The sequence below is a fragment of the Agromyces sp. CCNWLW213 genome (assembly GCF_037199545.1).
Lineage (GTDB): Bacteria > Actinomycetota > Actinomycetes > Actinomycetales > Microbacteriaceae > Agromyces.
On the sequence record NZ_JBBBDX010000008.1, the window covers coordinates 111,484 to 131,360 of the forward strand.

The 19,877-nt window shown below is 72.8% G+C and carries 24 protein-coding genes; 13 read left to right on the forward strand and 11 right to left on the reverse strand.

The window, feature by feature from the left end:
• Positions 1-69 precede the first annotated feature (69 nt).
• A complete protein-coding gene (locus WBQ80_RS14605) occupies positions 70-435 on the forward strand; it encodes a hypothetical protein (RefSeq protein ID WP_336572819.1) in 366 nt (121 codons plus the stop codon).
• Between the two features lie 10 nt (positions 436-445).
• On the opposite strand, the gene WBQ80_RS14610 is transcribed toward WBQ80_RS14605, so the two are convergent.
• Positions 446-1,435: an aldo/keto reductase gene (locus WBQ80_RS14610; protein ID WP_336572818.1), complete on the reverse strand. Its 990-nt coding sequence runs from the start codon at positions 1,433-1,435 to the stop codon at positions 446-448.
• A gap of 70 nt (positions 1,436-1,505) precedes the next feature.
• Positions 1,506-2,372, reverse strand: a complete 867-nt coding sequence (locus WBQ80_RS14615) for a PhzF family phenazine biosynthesis protein (RefSeq protein ID WP_336572817.1) — start codon at positions 2,370-2,372, stop codon at positions 1,506-1,508.
• Positions 2,373-2,468: 96 nt separating this feature from the next.
• Between WBQ80_RS14615 and WBQ80_RS14620 the strand changes: the two genes are divergently transcribed.
• Positions 2,469-3,377: an arginase family protein gene (locus tag WBQ80_RS14620; protein ID WP_336572816.1), complete on the forward strand. Its 909-nt coding sequence runs from the start codon at positions 2,469-2,471 to the stop codon at positions 3,375-3,377.
• 11 nt (positions 3,378-3,388) lie between these two features.
• Here the strand turns inward: WBQ80_RS14620 and WBQ80_RS14625 are convergent, their stop codons facing one another.
• From WBQ80_RS14625 to WBQ80_RS14640, 4 genes are read right to left on the reverse strand one after another with little or no spacing between them, the layout of a single operon-like run.
• Entirely contained in the window at positions 3,389-3,910 is a 522-nt protein-coding gene (locus WBQ80_RS14625; RefSeq protein ID WP_336572815.1) for a metallophosphoesterase family protein, read from the reverse strand.
• 32 nt (positions 3,911-3,942) lie between these two features.
• The gene (locus WBQ80_RS14630; RefSeq protein ID WP_336572814.1) at positions 3,943-4,383 is read right to left on the reverse strand and encodes a VOC family protein; all 441 of its coding nucleotides are present in this window, start codon (positions 4,381-4,383) and stop codon (positions 3,943-3,945) included.
• 1 nt (position 4,384) lies between these two features.
• Entirely contained in the window at positions 4,385-4,876 is a 492-nt protein-coding gene (locus WBQ80_RS14635; protein ID WP_336572813.1) for an SRPBCC family protein, read from the reverse strand.
• Positions 4,873-5,226 carry an ArsR/SmtB family transcription factor gene (locus tag WBQ80_RS14640; RefSeq protein WP_336572812.1) on the reverse strand — a complete coding sequence of 118 codons (354 nt, stop codon included), beginning with the start codon at positions 5,224-5,226 and terminating at the stop codon, positions 4,873-4,875. Before WBQ80_RS14640 ends, WBQ80_RS14635 begins: the two co-directional genes overlap by 4 nt.
• A gap of 192 nt (positions 5,227-5,418) precedes the next feature.
• Here WBQ80_RS14640 and WBQ80_RS14645 point away from each other — a divergent pair, with 192 nt between their 5' ends.
• Together WBQ80_RS14645 and WBQ80_RS14650 are read left to right on the forward strand one after the other, a co-directional pair.
• The gene (locus WBQ80_RS14645) at positions 5,419-5,895 is read left to right on the forward strand and encodes a VOC family protein (protein ID WP_336572811.1); all 477 of its coding nucleotides are present in this window, start codon (positions 5,419-5,421) and stop codon (positions 5,893-5,895) included.
• A 152-nt stretch (positions 5,896-6,047) separates the two neighbouring features.
• The gene (locus WBQ80_RS14650; RefSeq protein WP_336572810.1) at positions 6,048-6,371 is read left to right on the forward strand and encodes a DUF7882 family protein; all 324 of its coding nucleotides are present in this window, start codon (positions 6,048-6,050) and stop codon (positions 6,369-6,371) included.
• 84 nt (positions 6,372-6,455) lie between these two features.
• Here the strand turns inward: WBQ80_RS14650 and WBQ80_RS14655 are convergent, their stop codons facing one another.
• Positions 6,456-6,812, reverse strand: coding sequence for a TFIIB-type zinc ribbon-containing protein (locus WBQ80_RS14655; protein WP_336572809.1), 357 nt, complete (start codon positions 6,810-6,812; stop codon positions 6,456-6,458).
• A gap of 165 nt (positions 6,813-6,977) precedes the next feature.
• A complete protein-coding gene (cspE, locus tag WBQ80_RS14660) occupies positions 6,978-7,181 on the reverse strand; it encodes a transcription antiterminator/RNA stability regulator CspE (RefSeq protein WP_067944966.1) in 204 nt (67 codons plus the stop codon).
• A 325-nt stretch (positions 7,182-7,506) separates the two neighbouring features.
• On the opposite strand from cspE, the gene WBQ80_RS14665 reads away from it, so the two are divergent.
• On the forward strand, positions 7,507-8,325 hold the full coding sequence (locus WBQ80_RS14665) for a sulfite exporter TauE/SafE family protein (protein WP_336572808.1): 819 nt from the start codon (positions 7,507-7,509) through the stop codon (positions 8,323-8,325).
• Positions 8,322-8,690: a DUF2510 domain-containing protein gene (locus WBQ80_RS14670; RefSeq protein WP_336572807.1), complete on the forward strand. Its 369-nt coding sequence runs from the start codon at positions 8,322-8,324 to the stop codon at positions 8,688-8,690. The genes WBQ80_RS14665 and WBQ80_RS14670 overlap by 4 nt, the downstream gene beginning before the upstream one ends.
• A gap of 21 nt (positions 8,691-8,711) precedes the next feature.
• Here WBQ80_RS14670 and WBQ80_RS14675 read toward each other — a convergent pair whose 3' ends face one another.
• The 3 genes from WBQ80_RS14675 to WBQ80_RS14685 are packed head-to-tail and all read right to left on the reverse strand — an operon-like array spanning position 8,712 to position 11,974.
• Entirely contained in the window at positions 8,712-10,103 is a 1,392-nt protein-coding gene (locus WBQ80_RS14675; protein ID WP_336572806.1) for a hypothetical protein, read from the reverse strand.
• Positions 10,093-10,911 carry a TIGR03943 family putative permease subunit gene (locus WBQ80_RS14680; protein WP_336572805.1) on the reverse strand — a complete coding sequence of 273 codons (819 nt, stop codon included), beginning with the start codon at positions 10,909-10,911 and terminating at the stop codon, positions 10,093-10,095. Before WBQ80_RS14680 ends, WBQ80_RS14675 begins: the two co-directional genes overlap by 11 nt.
• Entirely contained in the window at positions 10,904-11,974 is a 1,071-nt protein-coding gene (locus WBQ80_RS14685) for a permease (RefSeq protein WP_336572804.1), read from the reverse strand. Before WBQ80_RS14685 ends, WBQ80_RS14680 begins: the two co-directional genes overlap by 8 nt.
• 81 nt (positions 11,975-12,055) lie before the next feature.
• Here WBQ80_RS14685 and WBQ80_RS14690 point away from each other — a divergent pair, with 81 nt between their 5' ends.
• The 7 genes from WBQ80_RS14690 to WBQ80_RS14720 all read left to right on the forward strand — a co-directional run bounded on the left by WBQ80_RS14690 (position 12,056) and on the right by WBQ80_RS14720 (position 19,831).
• Positions 12,056-12,595: a GNAT family N-acetyltransferase gene (locus WBQ80_RS14690; protein ID WP_336572803.1), complete on the forward strand. Its 540-nt coding sequence runs from the start codon at positions 12,056-12,058 to the stop codon at positions 12,593-12,595.
• 259 nt (positions 12,596-12,854) lie between these two features.
• Positions 12,855-13,877: a TerC family protein gene (locus WBQ80_RS14695; protein WP_336572802.1), complete on the forward strand. Its 1,023-nt coding sequence runs from the start codon at positions 12,855-12,857 to the stop codon at positions 13,875-13,877.
• A gap of 72 nt (positions 13,878-13,949) precedes the next feature.
• The gene (locus WBQ80_RS14700) at positions 13,950-14,723 is read left to right on the forward strand and encodes a lysophospholipid acyltransferase family protein (RefSeq protein ID WP_336572801.1); all 774 of its coding nucleotides are present in this window, start codon (positions 13,950-13,952) and stop codon (positions 14,721-14,723) included.
• Between the two features lie 90 nt (positions 14,724-14,813).
• Positions 14,814-15,560, forward strand: a complete 747-nt coding sequence (locus WBQ80_RS14705) for a DUF429 domain-containing protein (protein ID WP_336572823.1) — start codon at positions 14,814-14,816, stop codon at positions 15,558-15,560.
• Positions 15,561-15,710: 150 nt separating this feature from the next.
• Positions 15,711-15,884 (forward strand): CsbD family protein, encoded by a 174-nt coding sequence (locus tag WBQ80_RS14710; RefSeq protein WP_336572800.1) that lies wholly within the window; start codon positions 15,711-15,713, stop codon positions 15,882-15,884.
• A gap of 144 nt (positions 15,885-16,028) precedes the next feature.
• The gene (locus WBQ80_RS14715; protein WP_336572799.1) at positions 16,029-17,762 is read left to right on the forward strand and encodes an ABC transporter ATP-binding protein; all 1,734 of its coding nucleotides are present in this window, start codon (positions 16,029-16,031) and stop codon (positions 17,760-17,762) included.
• Positions 17,759-19,831 carry an ABC transporter ATP-binding protein gene (locus WBQ80_RS14720; protein ID WP_336572798.1) on the forward strand — a complete coding sequence of 691 codons (2,073 nt, stop codon included), beginning with the start codon at positions 17,759-17,761 and terminating at the stop codon, positions 19,829-19,831. Before WBQ80_RS14715 ends, WBQ80_RS14720 begins: the two co-directional genes overlap by 4 nt.
• Positions 19,832-19,877 lie beyond the last annotated feature (46 nt).

The window sequence follows — 19,877 nt, forward strand, 5'->3', positions numbered from 1 at the left end:
CCGGTCTCGGGTCCCGTCCGCCCGTCGGCGGGCTCCTCCGGCGCCGGCGCGGCGCATTACGGTGTTCCCATGCGCCGGCTCCGGTCCGTCCTCGCGATCGCGTGCGCGAGCGTGCTCGGCCTCGCGGGATGCGCTCCCGCGTCCGACTGCGCGCCGGACGGCCCGACCGCGACGGTGCGCGCGGCCAAGCCCGGCGTGGCGTCCGTGCAGTGCTGGTCGGGCTGCGCCGACGGCGTCAGGCTCCTCGAGCGCTCGGGCGACGACCGTTGGACGGTTCCCCTGGCGGGCGACCGGCCGGCGGCCGTCACGCTCGCGGCGCGGGCCGACGACGGCACGCTCCGGTTCGCCCAGCGATTCCGGCTCGAGTGGGCGGGTTGCCCGGCGGTGCCCGCCGAGGCGGAGCTCGTGCTGCTCCGCCCGGAGGGCGGCGGCTGACTCGCCGGGATCACCAGCGGTGGTGCACCGAGGCGCGGATCTCCCGGTCGTACAGCTCGCGCACGGCGTCGTCGAACGACTCCGGAAGCTCGAGGGAGCCGGCCGCGGCGTTGGCGCGGGCCTGATCGGGGTTGCGGGCCCCGGGGATCACGGTGGAGACGCCGGACTGCCGGACGACCCACGCGAGCGCGACCTGCGCGGGCGTGGCATCCGGTGCCGCCTGCCGGGCGAGCTCGGCGAACTCGGATGCCGCGCGCACCCCGGTCGCGTAGTCGACGCCGGAGAACGTCTCGCCGACGTCGAACGACTCGCCGTGCCGGTTGTAGCTGCGGTGGTCGTTCTCGGCGAACTGCGTGTCGAGGGTGTACCGGCCCGAGAGCAGTCCGCTCGCGAGCGGCACGCGGGCGATGATGCCGACGCCGTACTGCTCGGCGACGGGCAGCACCTCGTCGACGGGCTTCAGGCGGAAGGCGTTGAGGATGATCTGCACCGTCGCGACGTTCGGCCGCGCGATGGCGGCGAGCGCCTCGTCGACCTTCTCGACGCTCACGCCGTACGCGGCGATCGCGCCCTCGTCGACGAGCGTGTCGAGCGCGTCGTAGACCGCGTCGTCGACGTAGACGGAGCTCGGCGGGCAGTGCAGCTGCACGAGGTCGAGCGTGTCGACGCCGAGGTTCCGGCGCGAGCGGTCGGTCCAGGCGCGGAAGTTCTCGAGCACGTAGTTGTCGTGCTCGTGCGGCATCCGCCGGCCCATCTTGGTGGCGACGGTCACGCCCGCGTCGGGGTTCGCCGCGAGCCAGCGACCGATGAGCGACTCGGAGCGGCCGTCGCCGTACACGTCGGCGGTGTCGAACACGGTGACGCCGGCCTCGTGCGAGGCGTCGAGCACCGCGAGCGCGTCGGCCTCCTCGACCTCGCCCCAGTCGGCCCCGAGCTGCCACGTGCCGAGTCCGATGGCCGAGACGGTGCGGCCGGTACGGCCGAGCGTGCGGGTCTGCAATGGGTGCTCCTCTGGTCGGCTGGCGTGCCCGGGGGGTCGTCGACGGATGCCGCCGCGGCCCCGTCCGAGCCTAACCCCGCCCGATCTCGACGGCGCGGCCGCTGACGACGATCCCGCCCGTCCCCGGGATGTCGACGACCAGCTCGCTCGGCCGGCCGACGTGTCGGCCCTGCGCGATGAGGACGCGTTCCGGGGGCCGGACGGCGCCGAGCTCGCGCAGGTACCCGCCCACGGCCGCAGCGGCGGCGCCGGTGGCCGGGTCCTCGGAGATCGTGCCGACGGGGAACACGTTGCGCGCCTCGAAGCGGAGGCCGCCGTCGTCGGCGTCCGCGAGCCGGTGCAGCACCGTGATCGTGGCGGGCCAGCCGCGCGCGTCCATGAGGCGACGGGCTGCGGGCGGATCGAACGTGAACGCGTCGAATGCGCCGGAGTCGGCGACGACGAGGATCGGGTGCCGGTTGCCCGCGAACGAGATGCGGGGCGGATGCCGCTCGTCGAGCATCGACGCGTCGAGGCCGAGCAGCTCGAGGAGCTCGGCGAGCACGGACCCGGGCATCGGCTCGACGTGCGGCTCGACGCTGGTGAACGCGGCGCGGAGCGACCCGTCGACCTCGGCGGTCTCGATGCCGACCTCGCCGACGGGCGTCGCGAAGCGCACCCGGCCCGGCCCCTCGCGCTCGGCGATCGCGACGGCCGTCGCGACGGTCGCGTGCCCGCAGAAGGGCACCTCGGCGACGGGTGAGAAGTAGCGGATGCCGCGGGCGCCGTCGTCGTCGCCGGTGACGAACGCGGTCTCGGCGTAGCCGACCTCGCCCGCGATGCGGAGCATGTCGGCGTCGTCGAGCCCGGCGGCGTCGAGCACGATGCCCGCGGGGTTGCCGCCGGCGGGGTCGGACGTGAACGCGGCGTAGCGGAGGATCTGCGGTGCGGGGATCACGCGTCCATGGTCCCCCGGGCGCCGGCGACCTGTCGCGGTCCAGTCGCGGTCGCGTGGCCTGCTCGCGGTGTCGGCGGATGCCGCCAGCATGGGCTCGTGCCCGTCGACCTCATCGCCGCACCGACCAACCTCGGCCTCCGCCCGCCAGAGCCGGGCGCGGTGCCCGGCACCGCCAAGGCGCCCGAGGCGCTTCGCGAGGCCGGCCTGTCCGAGCGGATGGCGCGACTGGGGGCGCGCGACGCCGGCGTGGTCCTCGCCGATCGGTACCGGCCCGACGTCCGGCCGGGCGATGCGCTGCGCAACCAGTCCGCGATCCTCGCGCACACCCGCCGTCTCGCCGACCGCGTGTCGGCCTCCCTCGATTCGGGGCGCGCCCCGCTCGTGATCGGCGGCGATTGCAGCCTCGTGCTCGGCCCCGCCCTGGCGCTGCGGCGGCGCGGCCGCTTCGGGCTCGCGTACCTCGACGGTCACGGCGACTTCCGGCATCCGGGTCATGACGAAGCGGCCACCACGCTCGGCGGCGAGGCGCTGGCCGCCGCCGTGGGGCTCCACGTCGCGGCCGTGAGCGACCTCGACGGGCTCCGGCCGCTCATCGCGGGCCGCGACGCGGTGCAGGTGGGCTGCCGCGACGACGAGGTCGACCTGACCGAACTCGGGGCGACGCTGGGCGACGTGATCCCGGCGCGCGAGGTGCGCGAGTCGGGGGCGGCGGCCGCGGCCGCGCGCGTGCTCGACGTGCTGGCACGCGACGACCTCGACGGGTTCTGGATCCACGTCGACGTCGACGTGCTCGATCCGCGCTGGATGCCGGCGGTCGACAGCCCCGATCCGGGCGGGCTGGGCCCCGACGAACTGGTCGCCCTCCTCGCCGCCCTCGCGCCGCGCGCGATCGGCGCCGACGTCGCCATCTTCGATCCCGACCTCGATCCCGACGGGAGCGCGGCGCGGCGCCTGGTCGACGTGGTCGAAGCGGGGTTCGCCCGCCTCGGAAGCGGCTCGGCCTGAACGGCGCGCGGTCAGCGTCCCGAGTCGCGCCAGGACGCGTCGACCGGCACCAGGCGAACGTCTTCGAGGCGACCGTGCCGGGCGGTCGCGGTCATGAAGGTCGCCGCCGGTTGACGGCGACGATCGGTGGGCGAGCCGGGATTGAGCAGGCGCAGGCCGCCCTGCGCAGTGGTGTCCCACGGGATGTGGCTGTGGCCGAACACGAGCACGTCGACATCCGGGAACGCGGCCCGCATGCGCGCCTCGCGCCCGGCCGCGGCGCCCGTCTCGTGCACGACCGCGAACCGCAGCCCGCCGACCTCGAGGCGGGCGACCTCGGGCAGCCGCGACCTGAGGCCCGGTCCGTCGTTGTTGCCGACGACGCCGACCAGGCGGCGGGCGCGGGCCTCGAGCGCGTCGAGCGTCGCGACGTCCACCCAGTCGCCGGCGTGGATCACGAGGTCCGCGGCATCCACGGCGGCCCAGGCCTCGGGCGGCAGGTCGTGCGCCCGCTTGGGCACGTGCGTGTCGGCGAGGAGCACGAGGGAGGTCACGTCACCATCCTCCCCCGTGTCCGCCGTCGGCTTCAGGCGTCCTGCTCGGCGCCGAAGCGCTGGCGCGCCTCGATGGGGATGAGCGGCCGGTCGGCTCGCGCGTGGATCTGCTGCACCGCCCAGGTGTTGCCGTCGGGGTCGGCGAAGCCGAAGAACGTGCCGCCGTCGCGCGGGTCGATCACCTGGATGGGGCTCGCATCGACCCCGCGCGCGACCAGTTCGGCGCGTGCCGCCTCGGCGTCGGCCACGACGAGCTGGAGTCCCTTCAGCGAGCCGGGCGCCATCTCGCGCTGAGACGGCAGGGTGCCCATGACGATCGAGCATCCCGAGCCGCGCGGCGTGAGCTGCGCGAAGCGGTGCTCGCCGGCGTGCGTGTCGTGGTCGAGCTCGAATCCCACTCGATCGCGGTAGAACCCGATGGCGCGGTCGAGATCGGCGACGGGCACGAGGACGACCTCGAGCGTCCAGTCCATGTCAGCCCTCCCCGGCGAGCAGCGCGTCGAGCCGGGCGAAGCCCTCGGTGAGCCCGGTCTCCATGCCCGACCGGACCATGCCGTCGCGCGCCTCGAGGCTGGGGTAGGCCGAGTGCACGCGCAGGCGCGTGCGGCCTCCGCCGAGGTCCTCGAACGTCAGCGCCTCGACGGCGACGACGTCGGGGACGCCCTCGAACTCGAACGTCTGGATGGCGAACTCGTTCTCGCGGACGGTGTGGAACGTGCCGTTGAACCCCCAGTCGTTGCCGTCGGGGTCGGTGTGCACGTAGCGGTATCCGCCCTGCGTGCGGAAGTCCCATCGTTCGATGCGCATCTGGTAGCCGTCGGGCCCGAGCCACTGGCGCACGAGCTCGGGGTCGCGGTGGGCCGCGAAGACGGCGGCGACCGGGGCATCGAACTCCCGCTCGATGTCGATGAACGGCAGGCCCTCGGGCGCGGTGATGGTGACGGGGTTGCGGGTCTCGGTGGTCATGACGACTCCTCCGGGTCGTTGCGGGTGAGCAGCGAGTCGAGCTTGCGGTACTGCTGCTCGTGGATGATGCGGTACCGGTCGATCCACTCGGTGAGCGTCTCGAGGGCGGCCGCGTCGAGGTGCACCGGGCGACGCTGGGCGTCGCGGGTCCGGGTGACCAGTCCGGCGGACTCGAGCACTCGGATGTGCTTCGACACCGCCTGGACGGTGATGTCGAACGGTCGGGCGAGCTCGTTGACCGTGGCCGGTCCGCGGCTGAGCCGCGCCACCATGCGACGGCGGACGGGATCGGCCAGCGCCATGAAGGCACGGTCGAGCCGCTCGTCGGCGGTGGAGGCGGCGGTCGTCATATTCAACTCATCCCTTGATCAACTGTTCGGTTGAAAACATACGCTCGCCGGCGGTCCGCGTCAAGCGTCGATGCCGTGCCGCGGCATCCGCCCCCTCGCGCGACGGCACCCCGAGCGGGCAGAATCGCAGCACGCGGCGGCCGACGACGGCCGCCCGCCGTCCGCATCCCGCGGTCACACCCAGGAGGCCCCATGCCCGTGCTGCTCACCCCGTACCTCAGCTTCCGCGAGGAGGCCCGCGAGGCGATGGCGTTCTACCACTCGATCTTCGGCGGCGAGCTCACCCTCAGCACCTTCGGCGACTACGACGCGGCGGAGCACCCCGCCGAGGCCGACAAGATCATGCACGGCCACCTGGTCTCGGGCAACCTCAACCTCATGGGCGCGGACACCCCGAACGAGATGCCCTTCGAGGCCGGCACCAACTTCGCCGTCTCGCTGAGCGGCGGCCCCGAGGACGAGTCCCGGCTGCGGGAGTACTGGGAACGCCTCACCGAGGACGGCGAGGTCACCGTCGACCTCGAGGCCTCGCCCTTGGGCGACGCCTTCGGCCTCGTCGTCGACCGGTTCGGCGTGCAGTGGATGGTCGCGATCGGTCGCCCCTCCGCGCCCTCGACCACCGTGCGCGCCGAGGAGGATGCCGTCGCGGACGAGGCCGCCGGGTCCTGACGAGGGCCGGGAGCGCCCCTCGTGGAACCGAACATCCGTTATCGGCACTCCTTCGTCGATTTTTCGCTAGACCGTCTAGTAAAACGATAGTCTCGACACACCGAACAGCACGACGGGCCGAGACACCGGCCCATGACGATCGAGGGGACACGATGGGACAGCTCGCGTACGGGTTCGACGGCCACCACTACGTCATCGACGACCGCACGCTGCGCCACCTGCGCGCCGCCGTATTCGCCAAGCTCCGGCGTCGAGAGCCGTTCGCCCTGACGCTGCGCGGCGAGGCCGCCGCCGGCAGCGCCGCCGAAACGCTCTGGATCGAACCGGCGATTCCGCTCCGGTTCGTGTTCGACGCCGAGGAGTCCGGCCCGCTCGACCGGGCGTGGCTCGAGCGCCTGGTCGCCGCCGCGAACTCGGCCGGCGGCATGAGCATCGAGACCGAGCCGAGCGAGCCGCCGCTCGCACTCGTCGGCTGACGCCGCCGACCGCTCCGGGACGCGACGGGCCCCCGAACCGCTGAGGCGGCTCGGGGGCCCGTTCCGCGTGCCGACCGCGGGAGCTCAGTCGAACAGCTCGGACAGCCAGTTGTCCTTGCGCTTCTTGCGCGGGTAGCCCTGGTCGTAACCGCGCTGGTCGTAGCGGCGGTCGTCGTACCCGCCGGTCGCCTGCCGGAGCGCGTCGAGGGGGTTCGACGAGAAGCCCTGCTGCGGCGGTGCGGGCTGCTGCGGCGCCATCTGGGGCGCCGGCGCCGGAGCCGGTGCGGCAGCTCCGCGCGAGAACTCCTGCGCGGCGCGCTCGATGATCTTGTCGAGCTCGCCGCGGTCGAGCCACACTCCGCGGCACGTCGGGCAGTAGTCGATCTCGATCCCGCTGCGCTCGCTCATCACGAGGACGGCACCGTCGTTGGGGCACTGCATGCTGACTCCTTCATCACAGGTGGGGCCGCGAGCCTATCGGGGCAAGCTGCGAGATCAGCGAGCGGATGCCGCTCCGACGCAGCCCCGCCGGGGAACGGCGAACGCCGGACCGGACGATGAGTCCGGCCCGGCGTTCGGGTGCGACGCGCGAGGCGCGTCGTGCGCTCAGATCGCGCGGATGTTCTCGGCCTGCGGGCCCTTCTGACCCTGGACGACCTCGAACTCCACGTTCTGGCCCTCGTCGAGCGAGCGGTAGCCGCTGCCCGTGATGGCGCTGAAGTGCGCGAAGACGTCGGCGCTGCCGTCGGAGGGGGCGATGAAGCCGAAGCCCTTCTCGGCGTTGAACCACTTGACGGTTCCGGTTGCCATGCTGTGTATTCCCTTGCTTCGAACCGGGCCGAACGGTTCGGCCCGTCACGTTCGGCCATGCGGCCGTCCGCAGTCCGCCGACGGATGTCGGTGGACGATGTCCGAGGGATGCTCCGCCGTGACGGCGGCGATCCCTCGCTCTCGGGTCATGCCTGCGGATCGTGCCGCCTCCGGGCAATCAGTCGTGACACGGGCGGGCGCCCGCAAGTTGGAGGAAACTTCAGGCTATCCCATCCTCCCTGTACGTCCGCAATACGTTTGCGTAACGTCTCGACGGGAAGTCCTCCCCATCGCCGGCGATCACCGCGTCGATACAGTGGGACGGATGTCCGACCAGCCCGCCGATCCCGTCGCCCCCGCGCCGCGGCCGGCCCCGCCGATCCGGCTCGCCGTGGTGGGCGCGCTCGGCGGCCTGCTCTCCGGCGCGTTCGGCGTGGGCGGCGGAATCCTCATGGTTCCCCTGCTCATCCTGCTCGCGGGCATGGACCAGCGGCGGGCCGCCGCGACCTCGCTCGCGGCGATCGTGCCGACGGCCGTCGTCGGCTCCGTCGCCTACTTCGCCAACGGCGAGGTCGACCTCGCCGCGGCGGCCCTCGTCGCCGTCGGCGGCATCGCCGGGTCGTGGATCGGATCGCACCTGCTGCGGCGGCTGCCGCTCGGATGGCTGCGCTGGGGGTTCATCGCCCTGCTCGTCGTCGTCGCGGTGCGCCTCGTGATCGCCCCGCCCGACCGCCTGTCGGCGCCGGCGGAGCTCGACCTCGGCATCGGCGCGGCGTACGTCGCGCTCGGGTTCGTCGTCGGCGTCGCGGCCGGCCTCTTCGGCATCGGTGGAGGGCTGATCATGGTGCCGGCGTTCATCGCCGTGTTCGGCATGGGCGACCTGCTGGCGAAGGGCACCTCGCTCGCCGCGATGATCCCGACGTCGATCTCCGGAAGCCTCGCCAACCTCCGCGGGCGGATGCTGTCGGCGCGTGACGGCCTCATCGTCGGCGTCGCGGCGACGCTCGCCGCGCTCCCGGGCGTGGCCCTCGCGTTCCTCCTGCCGCCGACGGTGGCCGCGTGGCTGTTCGCCGCGCTGCTCATCGCCGCGGCCGCGCAGCTGACCGTGCGCGCCATCCGCGCCGGCCGGTCGGGCCGTTCGTGATCGGCCCCCGCCGCGCGCCGGGATGGCACCCCGACGAGACGGATGCCACGCTCCTCCGCTACTGGGACGGCTCGGGCTGGACGCCGCACACCGCCGCACGGGGCGGCGCGGGCGCGGCATCCGCGGCCCCCGTCGCCGCCGTCGCCGCCGGCGCGGCCGCCGCGCCGGAGCCGGCGCTGCATCGCACGGTGCGCCTCATGGACGCCGTCGCCGATCACACGACCGTCCCCGCTCCGCCGGTGCCGGAGGGCGCGGCACCGGGCCGTGCAGCGCCGCGACCCGCGGTCCCCTCGCCCGGGACGCTGACCGCCGCCGCCGCGCTGGTGGTCGCGTGCGCGGCACTCGCGGTCGCGCTGCTCGGCTGATCCGCGCGGCGGGGCCCGGCGTCAGCGGCACCAGTCCGTCGAACCGCCCGCGAGGCTCAGGACCACGCGCCCGCCGTCCACCTCGACGAGCGTCGTGATGGTGTCCGCCACGCCCGGGTCGTCCTCGTCGCCGGGGCCGTCCGCGGCCGACGCGCCCGCGGCGCCCGTCTCGACGGCGACGAGGGTGCCGCCGGGCGAGAGGCAGTGGTCGAGCACCGTGGATCCCGCCGGCGGCGCGTACACGATCGACGTGCCGGCGGCATCCGCGCGCGCGACGAGCGACGCCTGGCCGCCCGCGCCGTCGAGGAGGAGCACGTCGACGAGGTGCGCGCCGTCGGCGTCGAGGGCGGTCACGCGTCCCGGGTAGGCGCCGTCCGGGAGGACTGCGGGCGGCAGCTCGAGCGTCGCGGTCTCGCCGGTCGCGAGGTCGATCGTCGCGCCGCGATCGGGATCCGCGACGACCACGGTGCTCGTGCCGGGCAGCATCCCGCGCAGCTCCGCGTGCGAGCCGAGGGGCGTCGACGGGCGCGCGCCCGTCGCGTCCACGAGGAACATCGCGCCGTCGCGGTCGCGCACGACCACGGATGAGGATCCGGGCACGAAGGCGTAGTCCGCGACCTGCATCGGCGCGCCGTCGAGCGCGAGCACCGGCTGCGGCGCCGCGGTGACGCCGTCGGCGACGTCGAGCAGGTGGAGGGTCGCCGAGCCGTCCTCGCCGTCCTGCACGAACCCGAGCAGCGGCCTCGTGGTCGAGCCCTGCAGCGCACGCAGGTCGCCGGGTCGCGGGAGGGCCAGTCGCGCCGCAGGCGCATCCTGTCCGGCCGCGGCGAGCCGGAGGACGTGCGAGCCGTCGTCGAGGAGCTCGACCGCCGCGACCACGTCGCCCGCATGGGCGAACGACTCGATGCGCGGGACGGCGAGGACGACCTCCGGCTCGGCGTCGCCCGTCGACGCCCGCACGACCGTGTCGTCGCCGTCCGCGCGGCGCTGCAGCACGTGGAGCGTCTCGTCGGCCGTGCGGAACCCGTGCCGCAGCGCGGACTCGGGTCCCCCGGCGGCGGCCCGCACGCCGACGACCTCGACCGCGTAGTCCTGCGACGGGCGCAGCGGCGCGGCGAGCTCGACGCGCACGGTGCGGTCCTCGACCGACACCGCGGCATCCGTCGACGGCTCGACCCGGACCGCGCCGGCCTCGAGGTCGGCGACCGGTTGGTTCAGCCGGAACTCGATCGTCGTGCCGGCCAGCCGGGTCGCGTCGTCGACGGAGGCCACGGTCTCGAGCACCCGCGGGCCGCGGAGCGCGTTCGCTGCGCCCAGCGCGACGACGAGCACCGCCAGCACGGCGACGATCGCCACGACCAGGCGGGTGAACCGCACGCCCGCGGCCCGGTGCGCGGTCGCCTCAGAAGACATACGGCTGCTCCGGCTGCTCGGTCGGCTCGAGCGACTCGGGGATCAGCACGGGGGACGGCCCGCCCGCGGGGTCGTCGCCCAGGCGGCCCTCGGCCGCGACCCAGTCATCGGCCGAGAAGCGGTCCTGCCAGCCCGGCAGGTGCACCGGCACGCCGACGGGCTGGGCGTCCACGGCGCAGCACGTGACGGTGAACCGGGCGACGTAGAACACGTCGGGGTCGTCGGGGGACGGCAGCACGAAGCCGGTCACCTCGACCGGGTCGACGAAGTCGGCCGGGTCGGGGTTCTGCCGGAGGAGCAGCGCCCAGTCCTTCACGGTGAACGACGACGTGTCGCCGCCGACGAGGTCGGGCGCAGCCGAATCGGGTCCGACCGCGGCGGCGTTGAGCTCGCGGTTCTCGGCCGTGGCCGTCGTCAGCGTCGCCGGCGGCAGCACGAGCAGTGCGACCGCCGTCCCGGCGACGATCGCGACGCCGGCGGCGGTGCCGAGGCGACGGCGAGCGGATGCCGCGGGGCCGGCTTCCGCCGCATCGGCGCCGTGGTCGTGGTCATGGTCGTGGTCGTGGTCCATTTCGTCGCCGTCCGCCTCCGGGCCCGCGGCATCCGTCGCCCTTCGCCGCAGGAGTGGCACCACGGCGAACGCGCCCACGACGAAGACCACCGCGATCACCGCCATGACGACGGTGAACAGGAAGTACCGCGGGTGGATGTAGAAGCCGAGCCGGTTGGTGGCGGCGAGCCAGAGGGTGGCGACGACCCCGATGGCGGCGAGGATCACGCCCTGCCAGCGACGCAGGAACTCACGCAAGCGCGTTCACCCCCAGCCCGATCGCGGCCGACGCGAGCGCCACGACCGCGGTGACCTGCACGAGCGTGCGGGCCGTGAACGTCGTGCGCATGAGCGCGAGCATCTTGATGTCGATCATCGGGCCGAACACGAGGAACGCGATGATCGCTCCCGGCAGGAAGGTCGAGCCGAACGCGAGGGCGAAGAACGCGTCGACGTTCGAGCAGATCGAGATGACGAACGCGAGCAGCATGAGCGCGACGACCGACCACACCGCGTCCTGGCCGACCGCGACGAGCACGTCGCGCGAGATCGCGATCTGGATGGCGCCCGCGATGGCGGAGCCCACCATGAGCGCCGGGAGCATCGCGGAGGTCTCGTCGGCGAACATCCGCACCGCCTGCCGCGCCTTGGCGGACGCGGAGCCGCGCCCGCCGGTGCCGCCGCCGGCGTGAGCGGCCTGCTCGTCCGCCGCGTGCGCGCACGTGGCCTGGAAGCCGGGGGTGAGCAGCCGCATCGGGTCGGGGTGCCGGCTGAAGATCCAGCCGATCAGGTTGGCGACGAGGAACCCGCCGACGATGCGCCACGCGAGGATCCCGTCCTCCCACCCGAACGCCTGGTACGTCACGACGATCGTCACCGGGTTGAGGATCGGCGCGGCGAGCAGGAACGTCATGGACTCCCCCACCGAGAGCCCGCGCAGCATGAGCCCGCGAGCGAGCGGGACGTTGCCGCACTCGCAGACCGGCAGCAGGACCCCGAACATCGAGACGACCGCACGTCGCACCCATGGGTTCCGCGGCAGCCGGCGCACGAGGAAGTCCGCGGGCAGGAACAGCTGCACGGCGATCGAGAGCACGATGCCGAGGAACACGAACGGCAGCGACTCGATCACGACGCTGATGGCGAGCGTGATGCCGTCGCGCACGCCGTCCGAGAGCGCCGCGCCGGTCTCGGCGGGCGCGAACGACCGGACCGAGAGCAGCAGCACGGCCGCGACGCCCACGGCGAAGCCGACGGTTCGTCGGGTCGCACGTCGGGCGGTGGGGGCGGATCGCGTGGGGGCGCTCGCGGGGGAGGACATCCCTTCAAGGGTAGACAGCCGATGGAGCGAACCGCGCCCGCGGACGGTGCGTCGGAGCCATCCGCGCGACATGATCGACGCGTGAACGAACCGACGGACCCTCCCGCGCCCTCCCTCGCCGCGGACCCCGCCCACCCCGGGCTGGTCTTCCGCCGACCCGGCGAGCGCGACCACGCCGCGGTGGTCGGCGCGATCCCGTCGTGGTGGGACCTGCCCGGCACCGCGAACCTCGGACTGCTCCTCCCCCGCCTGTTCTTCCAGCACTTCGCCGACACGTCGACGATCGTCGAGGACGACCGGGGCGAGCTCGCGGGATTCCTCGTCGGGTTCCGTTCGCCGTCGCAGCGGGATGTCGCGTACATCCACTTCGTGGGCGTCCGGCCCGACCTGCGGTCGACGGGCCTCGCGCGCACGCTGTACGGGCGGTACTTCGAGGCGATGCGGGCGAGGGGATGCCGTCGCGTGGATGCGATCACCGGCCCCGGCAACGTCGCCTCGCAGCGCTTCCACCGCGCCATGGGCTTCGAGCTCACGGGCGACACCGAGATCGAGGGCGTGCTCGCCTGGCGAGACTACGACGGCCCCGGCGAGCACCGGGTGGGCTTCACACGGCCGCTCTGAGGGCGGGCCCCGGCGACGCCTGCCGCACGGGGCCGGCTTCGAGAAGGCTGTGAGGATCGCGCGCGGCGAGCTCGACCAATGCATGAAGTGCCCTTCATGTGTTTCCATGGTCTCGGAGGGGAGTAGTCCCCGCAGGATGCGTCGTCATTCCGGGCCCGCCGTCGGGCCCCGGCGCATCCGGGCCGCGAGCCCGGCACGAGCCGGGCGCGCGACGCTCGGACGAGACCTCCGGTTGCCACACCGACAACTGGAGGACCCTGTGGACGTACCCCTGTACGCCTGGTTCGCGGTGCTCGCCGCGATCGCCGCGATGCTCGCCGTCGACCTGTTCGCCCACCGGCGAGCGCACGTCATCGGCGTGCGTGAAGCGCTCGGCTGGTCGATCGTCTGGGTGCTGACGGGCATCACGTTCGGCATCATCGTCTGGAACTCATGGGGCGCCGAGTACGGCCAGCAGTACTTCGCCGGCTACCTGATCGAGAAGTCGCTCGCGGTCGACAACGTCTTCGTCTGGGCGATCGTCTTCGCCTCGTTCGCCGTGCCGCGCGAGTACCAGCACCGCGTGCTGTTCCTCGGCGTGCTCGGCGCGCTCGTGCTGCGCGGGCTGTTCATCGCCGCGGGCGCCGCCCTGATCGAGAACTTCTCCTGGGTGCTCTACGTGTTCGCCGCGTTCCTGATCATCACCGGCATCCGGATGCTGCTCACCCGCAACGAGCACGTGCACCCCGAGCGGTCGCGCACGCTGAAGCTGTTCCGCCGGTTCGTGCCCACCACCGACGCGTACTACGGGCAGAGGTTCCTGATCCGACGCGCCGGCGTGATCGTGGCGACGCCGCTGCTCGCGGTGCTCGTGCTCGTCGAGGTCACCGACGTGATCTTCGCGGTCGACTCGATCCCGGCGATCTTCGCGGTCACGACCGAGCCGTTCCTCGTGTTCACCGCGAACGCGTTCGCGATCCTCGGACTGCGGGCGATGTACTTCCTGCTCGCCGACCTCATCCACCGCTTCACCTACCTGAAGCTCGGCCTCGCGCTCGTGCTCGTGTGGGTCGGCGTGAAGATGGCGCTGCTCGACGTCCTCTACATCCCGACGCCGGTCTCGCTGGCGGTCGTGGCGACCATCATCGCGGTGTCGATCACCGCGTCGCTCATCGCGACGCGCGGGCAGGGACGCCACGAGGTCGAGGCCACGCCCGCGGGCGCGTTCCGGACCGCGACCGACGAGGAGCTCGCCGAGGCGGAGCCGGTGTTCCGGCGACCGCGCGAGCTCACTCGCACCTGACCCCACGGGGATCGGGGGTGCTGGGGGGCAGCCGCACGGCTGCGCCCCAGCGCCGGGTCGTACGCTCGGGGCATGAGCACGCGTGAGCCCCTGTACGACACGGCCATCGCCGTCGGGCGCGGCCTCTTCGGCACGCTCCGGCTCCGCCGGATCACCACCGGAACCGAGCACCTCCCCCGATCCGGCGGCGCCGTGATCGCGATGACGCACTTCGGATACTGGGAGTTCGCGCTCGTCGAGTGGGTCACGTGGCTGGCCGCGCGTCGTCGCATCCGATTCTTGGCGAAGCAGTCCGTGTTCGAGAAGCCGGTCCTCGGCGCGCTCATGCGCGGAATGAAGCACATCGCGGTCGACATGCAGGCCGGCGCGGCCGCCTACGCCGACGCCGTCGCGGCGCTCCGGCGGGGCGAGCTCATCGGCGTCTTCCCCGAGGCGGGCGTGAGCGCGTCGTTCACGGTTCGCGACTTCAAGACGGGTGCGGTGCGACTGGCGGCCGAGGCGGGGGTGCCCGTCATCCCGGTCGCCGTGTGGGGCGGACACCGGCTCATGACCAAGCGGCACCGCGTGCGCTTCACCGAGCGCTTCGGCGTGCCCGTCGCGTTCGAGGTCGGTGCGCCGGTCACGGTCGCACCGGACGCGGACCCGCGAGCCGCCACCGAGCGCCTGCGGACGACGATCCAGGGCATGGTCGACCGCCTGCAGCGCGACTACCCCGTCGACGGGACCGGGCAGTGGTGGCAGCCCCGCCACCTCGGCGGCACTGCGCCGACGCCCGAGGAGGCGGCGGCGGCCGACGCCGAGCGCGAGGCCGCCCGCGCCGCGAGGCGCGCGTCGCGGGGTCGCTGACACCGGCGCGACGACGTGCCGACGTGCTTCGGGGTCGACCTCGCATGGGGCGAGGGCTCGCCGGCGCGACCGGCGAACGAGACCGGGTTGGTGCAGCTCGCCGCCGACGGGGTCGTGCTCGACGCCGGCTGGGCGCGGGGCGTCGAGGCGGTCGCCGAATGGCTCGTCGAGCGGATGTCTCCGGGGGACGTCGTCGCGGTCGACGCACCGCTCGTGGTGTCGAATGCGCGCGGCATGCGCGAGGCCGAGCGCGAGGTCGGGCGACGGTACGGCCGCTGGAAGGTCGCCGCGAACCCCACCAACCTCGGCACGCGATGGCTCGCGGGCGTCGCGCTGCGACGTCGCCTCGAGGCATCCGTCGACGGATTCACCGTGGTGAGCGGACTCGAGCCGCCGGCGCCGGACGCGGTCTCGGCGTTCGAGTGCTACCCGTACGCCACGCTCGTGGGCGCCGCCGAGCTCGGGTACGAGGTCGAGCGGCCGCGGTACAAGCGGCCGCATCCCGGCCTGCCCGCGTCCGAGCGGCGGGCGTTCCGTGCGCGCGAATGCGACGAGCTCATCGATCGGATGTCGCGACTCGCGGAGGCCGATCCCCCGCTCGAGCTCCGATCCCACCCCGTCACGGCCGCGCTCCGCGACGTGCCCTCGCCCCTGGCGGATCGCGCCTACAAGCACCGCGAGGACCTGCTCGACGGCGCCGTCTGCGCCTGGACGGCCGCGCTCTGGGCGCGGCACGGACTCGACCGGTGCCAGGTGCTGGGGCTCGGCGCCGCGCCGGATGCCGACGGTCGCCCCTCCACGATCGTCGCTCCCGCGCGGCCCGGGCAGCGGCGCTGACCGGACCGGTCCGCGCCGGGCGGCTCCCGCCGCCGACTAGCAGAGCGGCTCGCCCGGGGCAAGGGTCTGTCGCGGTTCCGACCCCCCGCCTAACGTGGTCATCACGGCGCATCTGATGCGTTCGCAAGGGATCGAGAGGGGGCCTCACTCATGGGTGAAGGCGACAAGATCGGCAACAAGGCCGAGGAACTCAGCGGCAAGGCCAAGGAGGCCGCCGGCAAGGCGACCGACAACGAGCGCCTCGAGGCCGAGGGCCGCAACGATCAGGCCAAGGCCAACCTCAAGCAGGCCGGCGAGAACGTGAAGGACGCCTTCCGCTCGTAGCCGGGCCGATAAGCGGATGGGGCGCGTACCGCGGGGGTGCGCGCCCCATCGTCATCTCCGGATCCGCCGCCGGGCGGCATCCGTTCGCTCAGGGCTGAGGGCCCTCGCTTGCCGATGTCGGCGGGCGGTGGTTGGCTCTCCCACGTGCTCGGCCGACTCCTCCTCCGCTACCTCCGACCCTACCGATGGCTCATCGCCGGCGTCCTGGTGTTCCAGTTCGTCTCGGTGCTCGCCACGCTCTACCTCCCGAGCCTGAACGCCGAGATCATCGACGAGGGGGTCGCCAAGGGCGACACCGCCTTCATCTGGTCGACCGGCGGCTTCATGCTCGCGATCTCGCTGGGCCAGATCATCGCCGCGGTGGTCGCCACCTACTTCGCCGCGAAGGCCGCCATGCGCGCGGGCCGCGACATCCGCAACGACGTGTTCGACAAGGTGAGCGCGTTCTCCGAGCGCGAGGTCTCGCACTTCGGGCCCGGATCGCTCATCACCCGCAACACGAACGACGTGCAGCAGGTGCAGATGCTGGCCATGACGGGCGGCACCATGCTCGTGAGCGCGCCGCTCATGGCGGTCGGCGGCATCATCATGGCGCTCCAGCAGGACGTCGGGCTGAGCTGGCTCATCTGGGCGGCCGTGCTCACCATTCTCGTGGTGGCGGGCCTCGTGATCAGCCGCATGGTGCCGCTGTTCCGCACCTTCCAGGTGCGCCTCGACGCGGTCAACCGCGTGCTGCGCGAGCAGCTCACCGGCATCCGCGTGGTCCGCGCGTTCGTCCGCGAGCCCATCGAGGAGCAGCGGTTCAGCGTCGCCAACCGCGACATCATGGACGTCGGGCGGCGCGTCGGCACCCTCTTCATCACGCTGTTCCCCCTGTTCATGCTCGTGCTCAACGTGACGGTCGTCGGCGTCATCTGGTTCGGCGCGATCGAGGTCGACGCGGGGCAGGTCCAGGTCGGCACGCTGTTCGCCTTCATGCAGTACGTCGGCGTGATCCTCGGCGGCGTGCTCATGGCCGCCTTCACGACGATCATGATCCCGCGTGCGGCCGTGTCGGCCGAGCGCATCGGCGAGGTGCTCGCGAGCGAGTCGACCCTCGCCCGGCCCGAGCGTCCGATCGGAGCATTCCCCACGCGCGGCACCGTCGAGTTCCGCGACGTCGCCTTCCAGTACCCCGGCGCCGAGCACGCGGTGCTCGAGGGCGTCGCGTTCCGCGCCGAACCCGGCGAGACCGTCGCGATCGTCGGCTCGACCGGCGCCGGCAAGACCACGCTCGTCTCGCTCATCCCCCGGCTCTTCGACGCGACCGGCGGCGCAGTGCTGGTCAACGGCGTCGACGTGCGCGAGGCCGATCTCGACGCGCTCTGGAAGACGATCGGCCTCGTGCCGCAGCGTCCGTTCCTGTTCGCGGGCACGGTCGCTTCGAACCTGCGCTTCGGCCGCGAGGAGGCGACGGACGCCGACCTCTGGCACGCGCTCGAAATCGCGCAGGGCCGCGACTTCGTCGCCGAGATGGAGGGCGGGCTCGACGCGCGCATCGCGCAGGGCGGCACCAACGTCTCGGGCGGCCAGCGGCAGCGGCTCGCGATCGCGCGCGCGATCGTGCACCGACCCGACATCCTCGTGTTCGACGACTCGTTCTCGGCGCTCGACCTCACGACCGACGCGAGGCTGAGGCAGGCGCTGTGGCGCGAGCTGCCCGAGGTGACCAAGGTGGTGGTCGCGCAGCGCGTGTCGACGATCACCGACGCCGACCGCATCGTGGTGCTCGACGACGGCCGCGTCGTCGGCGTGGGCCGGCACGACGACCTCGTCGAGACCTGCCAGACGTACCGCGAGATCGTGGAATCCCAGCTCGGAGTGGAGGCGCAGGCATGAGCGGCGACGGCAACGGCCGCAAGCTGACCCTCGAGGAGATCGAGGAGCAGCAGCTCGCCGAGGAGGCACGGGTCAGCTCCGGCGACTGGAACGCCATCGCGCCCGGCAAGGCCCAGGACTTCGGCCGCAGCTTCCGTCGCATGATCGGCCTGCTCGCGCCCTGGAAGTGGTCGTTCGCCTTCGTGTCGCTCCTCGGCGCGATCGGCGTCGTGCTCACGGTGATCGCGCCGCGCGTGCTCGGCGAGGCGACGAACGTGATCTTCGAGGGGTTCATCTCGCTCCAGCTGCCCGCGGGCGTGAGCCAGGAGCAGGTCGTCCAGCAGCTCCGCGCCACCGGGCAGGAGGACCTGGCGAACATCGTCTCCGCCGCGACGCTCACGCCCGGCGAGGGCATCGACTTCGTGCGCCTCAGCCAGCTCGTGATGATCGTGCTGCTGCTCTACGTGGTCGCGTCGATCCTCTCCTGGATCCAGGGGTACGTGATCAACGTGATCATGGTGCGCGCCATGTACGACCTGCGAGAGCAGGTCGAGGCGAAGATCCACCGGCTCCCGCTGAGCTACTTCGACCGCACCCAGCGGGGCGAGCTCATCTCGCGCGTCACCAACGACATCGACAACATCACGCAGACGATGCAGCAGTCGCTCTCGAGCGCGCTGACGAGCATCCTCACCGTGATCGGCGTGCTCGTGATGATGTTCTCGATCTCGTGGCAGCTCTCGCTCGTCGCACTCGTCGCACTGCCGCTCATGGCCGTGATCTTCGGCATCATCGGGCCCAAGTCGCAGGCGGCCTTCGGCGTCCAGTGGAAGAAGGTCGGGCGCCTGAACGCCCGCGTCGAGGAGTCCTTCTCGGGCCACGCGCTCGTGAAGGTCTTCGGTCGCGAGAAGGACGCGAGCGAGAAGTTCCGTGCCGAGAACGAGGAGCTCTACGAGGCCGCATTCACGGCGCAGTTCCTCGCCGGCGTCATCATGCCGGGCATGATGTTCGTCGGCAACCTGACCTACGTCGGGATCGCCGTCCTCGGCGGCATCATGGTCGCCGGCGGCCAGCTCCGCCTGGGCGACGTGCAGGCGTTCATCCAGTACTCGCAGCAGTTCACCCAACCGCTCTCGCAGCTCGGCGGCATGGCCGCCGTCGTGCAGTCCGGCACGGCGTCGGCCGAGCGCGTGTTCGAACTGCTCGACGCCGAGGAGCAGACGCCGGACGCCGCGGATGCGCCGGCCTCGGTCGAGGGCCGCGGCGTCATCGAGTTCGAGCACGTGTCCTTCGCGTACACGCCCGACCGGCCGCTCATCCGCGACCTGTCGTTCCGCGTCGAGCCCGGGCAGACCGTGGCGATCGTCGGGCCGACGGGCGCCGGCAAGACCACGCTCGTGAACCTGGTCATGCGCTTCTACGAGCTCGACGGCGGCCGGATCCTCATCGACGGCCAGGACATCTCGCAGCTCACGCGGCGCGACGTGCGCGCCCGCACCGGCATGGTCCTGCAGGATCCGTGGCTGTTCGGCGGCACGATCCGCGACAACATCCGGTACGGCCGCGAGTCGGCGACCGACGACGAGCTCATCGCCGCGGCCAAGGCGACCTACGTCGACCGGTTCGTGCACTCGCTGCCCGACGGGTACGACACCGTGCTCGACGAAGAGGCGTCCAACGTCTCGGCGGGCGAGAAGCAGCTGATCACGATCGCCCGCGCGTTCGTCGCCCAGCCGAGCGTGCTCATCCTCGACGAGGCGACGAGCTCGGTCGACACGCGCACCGAGCTGCTCGTGCAGCACGCGATGGCCGCGCTCCGGCACGGTCGCACGTCGTTCGTGATCGCGCACCGGCTCTCGACGATCCGCGATGCCGACCTCATCCTCGTGATGGAGCACGGCGACATCGTCGAGCAGGGCACGCACGACGAGCTCATCGCCGCCAAGGGCGCGTACTACCGCCTGTACAACTCCCAGTTCGAGCAGGCCGCGTACGACCTGGACGCCGAGCTCACCGCCGACGATGCCCGCCCGCCGTCGGCCGACGCCGAGGGCAGCCTCCCGGCCTCCGCGGACCTGCCCGGGAACTGACCACTTCGACGGGGTGTCGCCGGAACGATCGGCGGCACCCCGCGAC